The following is a 12,327-nucleotide window of genomic DNA, read 5'->3' on the forward strand; positions in this document are numbered from 1 at the left end:
AGCCTCGTTTTAGATGCGCGGCACCAGCGTCGAAACACTGCGATAGAGCCGGTTGTCTTCCGGTCGATAGAGCCGCGCCTCGGCCGTCTGGCGAGTTGCCAAGACGGGCACCGGGATTTCCCGCGCCCAGGTGTCGCCCGGCGCGATGGTGAGCGATCGGAAAACGGCGAACGGTTGCCCATCGAGGGTGATTTCCAGGTCGAATCGCTGAGGTTGAGTCTCGGCGCTCCTGATGCCGACGGTGATCCGGCCGGACTCGCCACTGGCCGACGGCAACAACCAGAACGCGGTGTATTTGAATTCCCGGTAGGCGGCTTCGTCTCGGACGGCCAGCGCATAGGCTCCGGTCGCCACAAGCAGCGCTAGCATGAGCGCGGCTCCCTGCCAGAGCCGGACCCGCGCCGGAGCCGGCCAGTCTGGCAGATCGGGAGTGTCGCGGCGGCCGGCCGCGACCAGTGCGGCGGCAGTCGTCACGGCCCAGAACCACACCGCCCAGCCGAGCGGCGTAAGGAAGCCTGCGCCGTTCAGGGCAAAGCCCCCGGCGATGCCGGCGGCGAGGCTTGCTCCGACCGCGTAGACGAAGTGTTCCAACGCGGAGGTTGTCCTGACGCCAATGGCCCGCAGCACCGTGTGGCCCGAGACCAGGAACACCATGGGCGCGCCCAGGGCAGTACGGAGGAGCAAGCTGTCGCTGAGCGCAACGGCCGCCACCGTCGCCCCCGCCCACAGGCACGCGGCCAGAAGGTCCCGCTTGCTACAAAGTCTCATGCAATCCCCTCACGTCATAGATGACGATCCAGCCGTTGTCGTAGATGCGGGTGACGCCCTTGACGTCATTGAACTTGAGCAGCGCTGCGCCCGAAAGCGCTCCCTGCTGCGCTTCCCACGGCTGGAAGTAAAAGCCGAGCACCGGCGGAGCCGTGGTCAGGCGCAGGTCAATCAGCAGGAAATCGATGTCGCTTCGCGCCAAGGGCCAAAATTCGTCGGGCCCCAATGTCTCGGCCTCGAATATGCGCGCGGGATCGATGCCTTCGATGATGGTGACCCGAACGTCCTGCCGGCCGTAGCCCCCGAGCAGAAGGCGGTTGATGCGGTCAGTGGTGAAGCGGTTGCCGGCACCGAGCCATTCCCTGGCCCAGCGTGCCGTTTCGATCCCCATCGGCTCGATCGATTCCTGATCTGCGGCCACCCTGTAGCGCCCATGGATCGGATTAATCGAAGAGCTTGTGACGCCGCCCAGGACGATGATCACCAGAGCAACGGCCGGTGCGATGCGGCGCCACCCGCGTGGCGTGCGGCCCTGCCAGAAGTGGACGATGCTCACCGCGACGACCAGCCCGACGGCGATGAACACGAACGTTCCCATGCGGTTGCCGATTTCCCATCCAGCGGTGGTCAGTCGGAAGGCAACTGAGACTGGGAGCCCGAAGGCCAGCAAGCTGAGGAGCACGAGGCGGCTGTCGCGCCAGCGGCGTTTAAGAATGTCCTGGATCGGACGCCAACCGGAGCGCGGACCACTCGGCGCTGCCATGGCCAGCGACCGAAAGAATCCCGTTGCCAGTCCGAGGGCCACGAGCAGGAGCGCCAGCAAGGTGGTCAGCCGCATGTAGAGGGCCTTGTCCGGCGCTCCGAGGTGCTCCGACCGCGGGGTGGGCGCGCCCAGGATGACCCCGAGCAATGTGTCGAAACCGGACTCGATCACCGGGCCGAGATAGCCTGTGAGAGGAATGCCACGGGCCTGCACCCACAGGGACGGCAGGGCTATGGCGAGGATCGCCGCGAGGCCCACGGCAATGCTGGTCTTCATCCGCAGGGGATCGTGCCGGCGCAAGGCCTCGAGGGCGGCCAGCGCTCCGAAATAGATGGCGGCGAAGGCGGCCGACAGGTGATGTGTGACCGCGAGGCTTGCCAACAGCAAGGCTATCAGCCCGAGCGACTTCAGCCTCGGTCGCCCGACGAGATCCTTGGACGCTGCCTCGACCGCGAAGGTCAGCACGCACAGCACGATACCGAGGCTCCCGTAGGAGAACATCGAGTCGAACAGGAAGAAGGTTGAGCAGCCCATATAGGCCAGACAGGCGATGGCCGAGATACGCGGCGATCCGGCGATGCTTTCGAGGAACAGAAACAGGGCACCGATGAACGTGCCCTTGAGGATGACCAACAAGAGCGTCCCCGATACGAACAAGGGCAGTCCTGTCAGATCGACGATCGCCGCTGTCAGGATTTCCAGGGCGGGATACGTTGGCCCGATCGGGAAAAGCGGGTTGGACAGGAACAGCCGGCGGGCCGTGATGAGATCCTCGGCCGCAATCCAATGCAAGACCTCGTCGTAACCGCTGAAGCTCGTCGGGGAATAGACGATCTTGCAGTAGAACAGGGCTTCGGCAAGCAGGAAGAGCAGGAACAGGCGCTCACCTCGGGCTGTTGTCGGCCAAGCGATGCGGAGGCCGGTCGGAACGACCAGGAGAACGACACCGGACCAGAAGAGCGGCGGCGCCACGTCATAGCCCCGGCGCCCGGCCGCGTGCCCGGCCACGACCAGGAGTAGAGCCGCGGCGATCGTCAGGCATAGAACCGCGATCCATCCGGAATTGGCGCGTTGCGAGGGGGCATCGGCGCTGCCGTCGCGAAGGTCGGGACCGACAACGGCCGAGACGACTCGTATCCCGGCCTGGAGCGGGTTGATCCTGGTTCCCGCGCTGAAATGAGCCGGCATCATCAGCATCATGCCCTCGTCGCAGGAGGCCACGATGTCACGCCACCGGGGGCCAAGCGGAACATGGATCGGTTGCCGAGGACATCATAATAAACGTGGCTCAGCGCATGCGCGCAGGCATCCCAGTCCGGCAGGGCCAAATCCGGGACCTGCCGATGGGCCTCCAGTTCTTCGGCCATGGCGGCGGCCAGCTCTCCAGGACCGGCGTTGGGCGGAACCGCCCGGCACAGGCCATTGGCGGCCAGTTCCCGCAGACCGGACGTGTCGCTAACGAGGACCGGACGGCGCAGCGACAGGGCTTCCATCACAGCGATCGGATGGGCTTCGTATTCGCTGAACAGCACGAATAACGCGGCGCTCGCCAGGAGGTCAGCCATGTTCTGCCGGTCGGATCCGGGGATGCTCGCGATAGTGACGCGCCTCTCGAGGCCGAGTGCCGCTACGAGGCGCCGCAATTCTCCCTCGTACGGGCCTGTTCCGACGATGTGCAATCGCACGTCCGGTACCCGGCGGATCAGTTCGGGCAAGGCCGCGATCGCCCGATGATGGCCCTTGTAGCGCTCCAGCCTGCCGCCCGAGACGATCAGGTGCGGATCGACCTTGATGCCGGGGCTCGGAGCCGGCATCGCGGCGCCGTTCGGGATGACGACAAACCGTTCGCGCGGCACGCGCATCCTGGCGCTGAAGAAGCTGGCCTCGAATTCGGAGACGCCGATCAGCCGCGCGGCGCGGGCCACCAGCGGTCGAAGCAGCGCGTGCTGTGTGCCGCGCACGGCATTGCGCAGCCGGGAGGAATGCCCGCCGCTGTGGAAGGTCAGAATGAACGGCAAGTCCCCGCGAAGCGTCGCGAGCAGCCCGATCGGCGCCACGAAGCTGTTGTAACCTTGGAAATGGATCAGATCCCATGCCCCGCGCCGGATCGCGGTATAAATGCCGGGCGCAACATAGAGGTCCCGTCCCCTCGGCCAGGCCGGCACGCGCCGCACGCGCATGCCGCGCACTTCCTCCTCAACCGGCAACTCCCCCGAGGGATCGGTAGTGAGCACGTCGACGGCGTGGCCACGCGCCACCAAGCGGGGACCGACTTCCTGGATGTGAGTTTCGATGCCTCCTATGAGGGGGTAGCAGCGAGCGGCAACCATCAGGATTCGCATCAGGTCTGTCCACCGACAACACAGGCTGTCGCGTTCCGCCTGCGCTGTTGGTGCACCCTCTCGCGCAGGATGGTTTTCAGGACGCGCCAGCCGTCCGGCATGGCGCGCAGATGGCTCACGCCGCTGATGCGCGGAGCCTCGAAACTCGCCACCTCGACGATATTGAGGTGGTTCTTCAAGGCCCGCACGTTGATGAGGGTCTCGATCTCGAACCCATCGCAATCGCAGTCCAGCGTGGCGACGTGCTTGGTCCAGAAGGCTATGTATCCGTAGCATAGATCGGAGAACCAACCGCCATAGAGCAGCCGCACGAACAGGGTCAGCCCCTTATTGCCGAACATCCGGAACAGCGACATGTCGTCCGTGCCGGCGCCCTGGATAAAGCGTGAACCCTTGACGAGATCCGCGCCGGCCATCAGCGCACTGACAAAGACTATCGCCTCCTCCGGCACCATGGAGCCGTCAGCGTCCAGCATGACAATGATTTCGCCTGTGGCGGCCAGGAATCCCGCTTGCAGTGCAGCGCCCTTGCCACGCCGGGGCTCCATCACGACCTTCACGTCCTCTCGCAGGCGGCGCGCGACCGCGACCGTATCGTCAGTCGAACGACCATCCACGATAATGATCTCATGCGCCCAGTTGGGGATGCGCGGCAGAAGCCACGGGAGGTTCTCGGCTTCATTGAGCGTCGGGACGACGAAGCTGACTCGGGGCAGAGTCAGTGATCCCCGCAGCGCGACATTTACCGGGTCAGGCCGCGATGTGGCACCGACGGGGGCGAGAATGCCGGAGAGACGGGCGTTCATGGCAGCGCTTTGAGGTCGTGCGATAACCATCCGGGGAGCATATTGTGCTTCCATGACCCCATGAGCTCCCCGAAAATCCGGTGCTCCACATCGCGCTCACGCACATGCGCGGCCAGCGACAAGCCGCAGCGGCCAGCTCCAATGACCGCCACATCCACCGATGTGCTTGATCCAACCATATGCGGACTCCCGGCCGTTATGAAATGAAGATGAAATGAAAGAAGATTGGTACGCTTGTGGCCCCCTATCTTGGTTTGTTATGCGACGATTACTGATGCAGACCTGAAATGGAAGGACGATAGATGGTTAGGAAAAGCAAATAGATGATTAGCTCTTTTGGGGTATCCCTTCAGTTTATTTCCAGCCATACGACCAGCGCGGATAGTACGGCAGCGGCACCGATCACCTTCAGCAGCTGTGTTAGCAGCGTTGCCAAACCCGTCTTAGACCTCTGGGTCCACCTTCAACCCCCAGGAAAGACATTCATCGACCCGCGGCTGGGACTAGCTCACAGCGATAATTTCCACCGAGCGAGCCGTGCAGAAGGCAGCGAAGGTCGCCGGCGCGAAGAAATGAACGTCCAGCGCAACGCTGATTTGCCACTGGCCAGAAGCTGCGAAGTGCAGGTAGGCTCGCTCCTTCACTCGGCCGTGATTTGCGAGCTTATTCTGTGCCCGAGAAGGGTCGAGCGCGCCCGGCCCTTCGCAGGCGGGGCACCTTGCGCTCGACCGCCTGGCTACGGGTAGCTAACCCGGGCGAAACCGGCCAAGAGAGGGACTGCCCACGCGGTTCCGAGACCCCGCGCGGTCGCGAGACCGGCGCGTCGGGTACCAGCAAACGATACGAGGTCGTGACCTCTCGCAAACCCCGGATATGCCCGAACAGGTCGATCACCTCCAGGCCAGACCGGCGGTTGTAGGTGTGACACCCCAACGCTCCGGACGAAATGCGACCGAGCGGGGTCTGGGCAAACTCCGACGCGCCGAGCGCATCGATCCGGCAGAACGTCACCGCGCCGCCATAACCGCGCGCGCAGTCTTGGACCGGGCGTAGCGTGCGTCCGCCGTGTCGGATGACGGCGCCTGCGGGACGGCTGAGCCTTGCATCGAGCAGGACGGGGTTGGCGGCATGGGGCGTCCAGGACCCGGTCAGGCTCTCGGCACGGTAGAGGCTGAGGAGATCCCAGGATGTGGACCTCCAAAGCCTTGGGCTGACGAAAAACCAAAAGCCGCCCTCATGGCAGAGCGGCGTGGTATCGTAGCCCTCAATGCCTTCCATGAGGCAGGCCTCGCGCGTCCACCGGTAAGGGAATTCCACTGCCCTGTAGAGGCTGACATTCCTGGCCGCCCCCGATTCGGGGATCATCCAGATCTGCCCATCCTGCTCGAACACGAACGGGTACGAGAGGTGATGCGGTTCCTCTACGACGATCCGGGATGCGCCGGCTGTCCCGTCCCGGTTCACTGTCACGACCGCAATACACCCCCGGTTCTTCGAGTAGAGGTACTGTTCGACAAAGATGAAGTCCTGCCCCTGGTGCCGGAACGGGAACGGGTCGGCAAGGTAGCTGTCGGCATTTCCGGTGAGCACCCGGAAGGCTGCTTCGCCTTTGTCGAGCAGGCTCGCCGATTCATCGAAGCGCCAGGCAATCCCCCACATCCCGCCGCCCCTCGCCAGGACGTCCAAAAGCCCGATCGCCTTCGATGCAACCGTGCCGGTCGCCCTTGCAAGCGCCGAAAGCGCGCCAAAAGAAGGCACTGCCGTCCGTGCACCGCGGATATCGGACGCAGCTGAACCGCTTTCCTCGCACAGGGCTTTGAGAATCAGCGGCACAGCGCAGGAAAGGGCGCTGTCGAGCCTCGCTGCCAACACTTCACGGTCTGCACTGGCCGGGCGCGCCGTCCACGACCGCAACGGGCGCGCCGTGTCATGCAGGTCGACGAGAAGATCCTGATGATTCACCCAGGCCGCCACGACTCCGATCTCGCCGGGTGCGCCGTTGAAGACCGGGGTGAGCACACGCCGCCCCGCCGGGAGCGATTCTGCCCCGCTCAAATCGATCACCACATCGACTTGGTCGGCCGGAGGCGGCGGCAGGCACCGCAGCGCCGCCTCGACGGGGTCGATGGCGCCGTTCCCGCGAAAGCCATAGACTAGTTGTTCGAGTTCGAGCAGCAGACGGCAGATTAGCGGCAGCGGGCAGCGACCGGCCGCCAAAGCGCAGAAGACTTCGTTGCCGGGCACTTCAGCGAGCGCTTCTGCCAGCCAGAGGTGCCACCGCAGCAGCCGGGACGAATCGAGACTCAGGCAAATGCGCATTGTTGTTCTCACGGCCGATTTCAAAACGACGCCAGCTTACAGCTTCCACGAGAACCACCTCAGGCGATCCGCCTACCCTGGACTCCGCCGCCGGCCCGCCAGCCAAGGGCGGCAGATGGAAAGCCGCAGCGCGAGGATGGTTTCCACCTACCGTGGTTGCGGGGACTCGCCATGTCGGGAGCCGAACACTTGATTGGGAGATGCCTGAGCACGGGTCAATACTCGAGCGACTGGAAACGGCTAAGCACCACTATGCCCGAACGACGCCGGGCTGTGTGAGGTCAGAGGAGGTAATCCTTAGGGGCCATTGCACCCTGTGGCCGGCGAGAGCCAAATGCCAGGATGATCATCGACTGGCAACGAGTGAAAAAATGGGCTGCGGAACGCCGGACCGCGGGTGCTGGTGTCCGCGTTGCTGTCCGTTCCGGCAGTCGTGAGCGCCGCAGACGATCCGTCGGCAACGTCCCTCATCAAGACTTCCGGAACGAACTGTGCGTTGGACGGCAGGCGGTCTTCGTGACCGGCGTAAACAACCACTATCTGACCTACCGGTCGCAGGCTGAGGTCGCCCGCGTTCTCGACGACGCGGTGGCGATGGGCGCCAATGTGGTCCGCACCTTCTCCAGCCGGTGATCGGGTCGCTCGACGGAAGCAAGCCTACAATGGCGCAAAGCTCGGCCCTGGTTGGTGAGTTTTTATGCTGAAAACCGGCTTCCGGGTAGGCCGAATCCCGCGTGGAAGCCTGGCGTTTCAAAAACCAAGACCATCGCACCGTCTATCAAAGAGTTTGGATAGACATTGGCAGCTCAAGTCGGGAGAATTCCTAGATGCGTATTCTGATGCTTGCGCAATCCTATATGTCGATTGGCGTTGGCCAGCGGGGCCACGTCCGGAACCTAAGTATCGGTCTCGCCCGCCGCGGTCTTGACGTTGCCGTTGCTACAACCGGTCAGCTTGGATCTAAAACCGGGCAGCCCGAGGATGGCGTCAGCAGCGAATGCCGGCAGCCGCCCCCTACGATCTCAGTGATTATCTGTGCCTACTCCGAGGACAGATGGGAGCTGTTGCTTCAGTCGGTGGCCTCGGTTCAGGAGCAGACCTTGCAACCCTGCGAGATCATCGTATCTGTCGACCAGCCTCTGTTCCACCGTTGTGCCGCGTACTGGGCTGACTTCGCAGCATCCACCCCTCCGATACGGGTGATCCAGAACAAGTATGACGGGCACCTGGGGGCGGCCCGAAACACGGCAGCCGAGACAGCCGCTGGAGAGATCCTGGCGTTCCTGGACGACGATGCGGCGGCCGACAGGGACTGGCTCGAGATTCTCATCGAACCGTACCGGGATAAGCGCATCGGCGCCGTCGGCGGGCGCCCCATACCGGTTTTCGAGACGAGCCGCCCGGCCTGGTTTCCTGTGCAGTTCGACTGGGTGTTCGGATGCGCTTATGACGGCCTTCCGACCAGCCGAGGTCCTTTGGCTCACCTCATAGGAGCCAACATGTCGGTGCGGCGGATCCTCCTCGAGCAGGTGGGAGGGTTCCACTCCGACCGTCACGACGACATGGACATGTGTCACCGCGTAGCGCACCTCTGGGGCAGTGAGGCGGTCATCTACGAACCGGCGGCGACCGTCCGCCACTTCGTGCCCGCCTCACGGCCGACCTGGAGGTACTTCTGGCGCCGCTGTCTGTTCGTCAACAAGGGGAAGGTCGAGGCCTTTGCCCAGATGGGCGACGCCGCCGCACTGGGTGCAGAGACCCGTTTCGTCTGGTACGCGCTGACCAAGGGCGTACCGCGGGAGATTTTGCAAGCGGCCAGGGGTGACGCCCACGGGCTGGCCCGGTCCGCGGCGATAATCGCTGGCGTGGGGCTGGCCGCGGCAGGCCACATCGCCGGCCGGATCGAGCTGGTGCGGCGCTTGCGCCGGCGGCGCCAACAGGCAACCAAGCAGATACTGGACACAGCCGCGCAAGGCGGTGGGCGCGGCAAGTAGATGCCGTCTTCGATAATCATTGGTTCGGGTCCGGCTGCAGCCGCCGCCGTGTTGGCGCTGTCCGAGAAACCGGACGAGAAGGTAACCGTGTTCGATCCGGGCACCGTGCTTGACGCGCAGACGCAAGAGGTAATCTCCAGGCTGTCCAAGCTGCGTGTCGATAACTGGGATGAGGAGGACGTCCGCGGGGTCAGCCTGCAACCCAAGCGGATCCGGTCCGATTCGCTGCCTGAAAAGAGAAGCTACGGATCCGATTTCCCGTTTGTCAACAAGGGCCAGCTCGACGGCGTCCACTCCGAGGGTAGAGTCAACTCAGCTGTCATATCAAGCGCCTACGGGGGGTTCAGCAATGTCTGGGGGGCCCAGATCATGCCCTTCAGCGCCGCCACGTTCAAGGGATGGCCGTTCGACTTCTCGGATATGGAAGAGCACTATCGGACGATCCTGGGTCACATTCCTTTCGCTGGAGAGTCCGACGATCTCGAGGAGTGGTTCCCGCTCATCGGATCCCCGGACCCGCTTCCGCCGCTGGCGCCGCGGACGCAGATGGTCCTGGCCAACTACGACCGGCACCGCGATCGAGTGCGCTCCACGGGAATAACGATAGGCCGCGCCCGCCTCGCCTTCTCAGCGCCCGAATGCCAGCCCTGCGGCCTGTGCATGACTGGGTGCCCGCGGTCGCTAGTCTATTCGGCCTCGCACAGCTTCGATCGCTTCAGGCGCAGCGGGAGGATCGACTACCACAGCGGACTGCTCGCGGTGCGAGTTGACCAGGAGGGCGACACGGCCGTCGTGCAGGCCCGGGAGCTGTCCAGCGGCCGGATCCAGCGATTCACAGCCGACCGGGTCTTCGTGGGCTGCGGAGCAATCGGGACCACCCGGCTGATCCTGGGCTCGCTCGGATCGGACCAGCCGGTACATCTTTCGGAATCGGCTCAATTCGTTCTTCCAATGATCTCCATGAAGCCGACCCCCGACCCACGTACAAGGCGCGAGTTCACACTCAACCAGTTCAACATGGTCATCGTCCGGGACGACGAGGGCTTCGATGTCTCACAGATTCACTTCTATCCGTTCAACCAGGCATACTACGATGCGCTTCCCGGCTTCCTCCAACACCGCGCCGCCGCCTTCGTGACGGATCGGCTCCTGAGCCGGTTGACGGTAGGCCTGGGCTACTTGCCGTCCTGGGCATCACCCAAGGTCCGGGTCACCGCCCAGTTGTCCGCTGATGAGCTACCCAAGATCACCCTCACTTCAGAGGGCTTCAGCGAGGCCAGGGCCAGCGGCAAAGACGTGCCTGCGATGCTGCCTGACGTAATAAAGCGGATACGCAGGGCGGCACCTTACCTTGACTTGTGGCCAGTCACGCCGCGGATGCTGTGGTCGGGCGGGGCAAAGAGCTACCACTTTGGCGGCAGCTTTCCCCACGCCGGTGAGCCGCATACCGGGAGGGCGACGACAGACCGCCTCGGGCGGTTGGCGCGCTGGGACCGTATCCATCTCATCGACGGGTCGGTTTTCCCAAATGTGCCGGCTACTACCTTTACCCTGACTGTGATGGCCAATTCACATCGCATCGCCTGCGAAGCGATGCAGCTGACGGGTTGAGCGTTCAATGCGGGTCGGTATCACCGGAGCCAACGGATATGTCGGGACCATCCTGCGTGCCGCCTTCGCCGAAGAAGGGCATGAGGTCATCGCGTTCGCCCGTTCGAACCGGGTGACCTCCGACTCTGCCGCCGCAATGGTTGGCGTGGCCGAGTGGCGCCCATACGAGATAAAGCGCCCGCCGTCGGGGGCGGCATTGAGCGACCTAGATGTGCTCATCCACTGTGCCTGGGACCTGACTCTCGTCAGCGCCGGCGATGTGTGGGGTGTCAATGTGTCCGGCTCGCAGCACCTCCTGCGCAATGCCGCCGACGCAGGGGTTCGCCGGGTCATTTTTATCTCCTCGATGTCGGCCTATAAGGGAACCCGACAGTTGTACGGTCAGGCGAAGCTGGCCTGCGAGCGCACCGCCAGCAGTCTGGGAGGTGTCTCCACCCGCCTCGGACTGGTGTACGGCCCCGGTTGGGGCGGGATGGCAGGCGCGCTCCGCAAGCTCACTAACCTGCCGGTCACACCTCTCATCGGAGCGCGCTCCCATCAGTTCACCGTGCATGAGGCGGACATGGCAGCCGCCATGGTGCGTATTGCCGAGTCGGACATGCCCCTGCCGGAGCCGGTAGGGCTGGCCAACCCCGAACCGGTACCGTTCCGACGGCTCATGAAAGAGATCGCCGCATCACAAGGCAGAACACTGCGCGCCGTCGCCGTGCCCTGGCAGCTTGTCAATGGCGTCCTCAAGGCAGCTGAGGCCCTGCATGTCCCCCTACCCTTCCGATCCGACTCCATCCTTGGGCTCGTGCACCCAGCCGCAGAGGTTCCCCGTGTAGAGCGGCTCAAGCAACTCGGAATCGAGTTTCGGAGCTTCTCGCTGGACGGCAATCGACCCTAGCCGATGGGGCACAGGGACACAGGAGACCTAATCAGAGGATCGTAGCACCCCTCCTCCCTGGCAGCCGCCTCGAAGGCCTTACGAGCCTCCTCGGGGGTCGCCCGATCCTCGACGGCTTCGATGCATAGTTGCACAGCCTTCCGCCACTTGGGCCCCATCTTGGTCCACTTCAGGAGTTCCTCGGCGGCACCCTCGAGATTGTTGCACCCGTAGGTGACCCCAGGTCGGTCAGTCTTGACGTACACCGGAGGGGAGAACAAATGGTTGCCACAACACCTCCTACTCAGGGGTCTTCCTTGGCGGCAGCCTCAAAGGCCTTTCGGACCACCTGAGGGTCAATCGGATCGCCCTCCAAGGCTGACAGGCACAGCGTCACCGCCTTATGCCAGCGAGGTCCTCTTCGGGTCCACGTCTTGAGCTGCTCAAGGGCTGCCCTCGCATTGTTGTACCCATGCCTGACGCCGGTTTCACTCTTCACGAACACCGGAGGGACCAACCAATGGGTTGCCATGATACCTCCTACTCAGGGGAGAGATACACGTTGGCCTCCTTGGCAGCCGCCTCGAAGGCTTGACGGACCTCTTGAGGGGAGACTCTGCCCTCGAACGCGTCCACGCAGGATTGGACCGCCTTCGTCCACCTCGGGCCCTTGGTGTCCCACGCCATGAGTTCCTCGGCGGCTCCCTCGACGTGGCTGATCCCATGGCGAATGCCCGGACGTTTCGTCTTCACGTAGACCGGGGGAGCGAACCAGAGGGGACCCATAAGGGGAACTTAGAGCGGCAGAGCCCGCTGACCAACCCGCATTAGCCACAGCTAATGGAACGATGTAGGC

At 63.8% G+C, this 12,327-nt stretch carries 11 protein-coding genes; 3 read left to right on the top strand and 8 right to left on the bottom strand.

From position 1 onward, the window contains the following. Positions 1-9: 9 nt before the first annotated feature. The 5 genes from NKH17_RS30765 to NKH17_RS30785 all read right to left on the bottom strand — a co-directional run bounded on the left by NKH17_RS30765 (position 10) and on the right by NKH17_RS30785 (position 6,998). Positions 10-768, bottom strand: coding sequence for a hypothetical protein (locus NKH17_RS30765; protein WP_352901889.1), 759 nt, complete (start codon positions 766-768; stop codon positions 10-12). Continuing rightward, positions 755-2,752: a putative glycosyltransferase family protein gene (locus NKH17_RS30770; protein ID WP_352808352.1), complete on the bottom strand. Its 1,998-nt coding sequence runs from the start codon at positions 2,750-2,752 to the stop codon at positions 755-757. The genes NKH17_RS30765 and NKH17_RS30770 overlap by 14 nt, the downstream gene beginning before the upstream one ends. Further along, a complete protein-coding gene (locus NKH17_RS30775; protein WP_352808351.1) occupies positions 2,728-3,873 on the bottom strand; it encodes a glycosyltransferase family 4 protein in 1,146 nt (381 codons plus the stop codon). The genes NKH17_RS30770 and NKH17_RS30775 overlap by 25 nt, the downstream gene beginning before the upstream one ends. Further along, complete coding sequence (locus NKH17_RS30780) at positions 3,873-4,679, bottom strand: glycosyltransferase family 2 protein (RefSeq protein ID WP_352808350.1); 807 nt, start codon at positions 4,677-4,679, stop codon at positions 3,873-3,875. The genes NKH17_RS30775 and NKH17_RS30780 overlap by 1 nt, the downstream gene beginning before the upstream one ends. A 663-nt stretch (positions 4,680-5,342) precedes the next feature. Continuing rightward, positions 5,343-6,998, bottom strand: coding sequence for a glucosamine inositolphosphorylceramide transferase family protein (locus NKH17_RS30785; protein WP_352808349.1), 1,656 nt, complete (start codon positions 6,996-6,998; stop codon positions 5,343-5,345). A gap of 827 nt (positions 6,999-7,825) precedes the next feature. Between NKH17_RS30785 and NKH17_RS30790 the strand changes: the two genes are divergently transcribed. From NKH17_RS30790 to NKH17_RS30800, 3 genes are read left to right on the top strand one after another with little or no spacing between them, the layout of a single operon-like run. Next, complete coding sequence (locus tag NKH17_RS30790; protein WP_352808348.1) at positions 7,826-8,992, top strand: glycosyltransferase; 1,167 nt, start codon at positions 7,826-7,828, stop codon at positions 8,990-8,992. Further along, on the top strand, positions 8,993-10,603 hold the full coding sequence (locus tag NKH17_RS30795) for a Rossmann-fold NAD(P)-binding domain-containing protein (protein WP_352808347.1): 1,611 nt from the start codon (positions 8,993-8,995) through the stop codon (positions 10,601-10,603). A gap of 7 nt (positions 10,604-10,610) precedes the next feature. Continuing rightward, on the top strand, positions 10,611-11,492 hold the full coding sequence (locus NKH17_RS30800) for an NAD-dependent epimerase/dehydratase family protein (protein WP_352808346.1): 882 nt from the start codon (positions 10,611-10,613) through the stop codon (positions 11,490-11,492). On the opposite strand, the gene NKH17_RS30805 is transcribed toward NKH17_RS30800, so the two are convergent. Genes NKH17_RS30805 through NKH17_RS30815 form a run of 3 tightly spaced genes read right to left on the bottom strand, consistent with a single transcriptional unit; the run spans position 11,489 to position 12,257 of the window. After that, complete coding sequence (locus tag NKH17_RS30805; protein ID WP_352808405.1) at positions 11,489-11,737, bottom strand: DUF982 domain-containing protein; 249 nt, start codon at positions 11,735-11,737, stop codon at positions 11,489-11,491. The genes NKH17_RS30800 and NKH17_RS30805 overlap by 4 nt on opposite strands. Before the next feature lie 38 nt (positions 11,738-11,775). Continuing rightward, positions 11,776-12,003, bottom strand: a complete 228-nt coding sequence (locus NKH17_RS30810; protein ID WP_352808345.1) for a DUF982 domain-containing protein — start codon at positions 12,001-12,003, stop codon at positions 11,776-11,778. A gap of 8 nt (positions 12,004-12,011) precedes the next feature. Beyond that, positions 12,012-12,257, bottom strand: a complete 246-nt coding sequence (locus NKH17_RS30815) for a DUF982 domain-containing protein (RefSeq protein ID WP_352808344.1) — start codon at positions 12,255-12,257, stop codon at positions 12,012-12,014. Between the last annotated feature and the right edge of the window lie 70 nt (positions 12,258-12,327).

Source organism: Mesorhizobium sp. M1334, assembly GCF_040317995.1.
Lineage (GTDB): Bacteria > Pseudomonadota > Alphaproteobacteria > Rhizobiales > Rhizobiaceae > Mesorhizobium.

What these genes read in the sequence shown, in the direction of transcription:
- NKH17_RS30810 (WP_352808345.1), bottom strand. Translation starts at nt 12,003, where the DNA reads ATGGCAACCCATTGGTTGGTCCCTCCGGTGTTCGTGAAGAGTGAAACC.
- NKH17_RS30780 (WP_352808350.1), bottom strand. Translation starts at nt 4,679, where the DNA reads ATGAACGCCCGTCTCTCCGGCATTCTCGCCCCCGTCGGTGCCACATCG.
- NKH17_RS30765 (WP_352901889.1), bottom strand. Translation starts at nt 768, where the DNA reads ATGAGACTTTGTAGCAAGCGGGACCTTCTGGCCGCGTGCCTGTGGGCG.
- NKH17_RS30775 (WP_352808351.1), bottom strand. Translation starts at nt 3,873, where the DNA reads ATGCGAATCCTGATGGTTGCCGCTCGCTGCTACCCCCTCATAGGAGGC.
- NKH17_RS30800 (WP_352808346.1), top strand. Translation starts at nt 10,611, where the DNA reads ATGCGGGTCGGTATCACCGGAGCCAACGGATATGTCGGGACCATCCTG.
- NKH17_RS30795 (WP_352808347.1), top strand. Translation starts at nt 8,993, where the DNA reads ATGCCGTCTTCGATAATCATTGGTTCGGGTCCGGCTGCAGCCGCCGCC.
- NKH17_RS30785 (WP_352808349.1), bottom strand. Translation starts at nt 6,998, where the DNA reads ATGCGCATTTGCCTGAGTCTCGATTCGTCCCGGCTGCTGCGGTGGCAC.
- NKH17_RS30815 (WP_352808344.1), bottom strand. Translation starts at nt 12,257, where the DNA reads ATGGGTCCCCTCTGGTTCGCTCCCCCGGTCTACGTGAAGACGAAACGT.
- NKH17_RS30790 (WP_352808348.1), top strand. Translation starts at nt 7,826, where the DNA reads ATGCGTATTCTGATGCTTGCGCAATCCTATATGTCGATTGGCGTTGGC.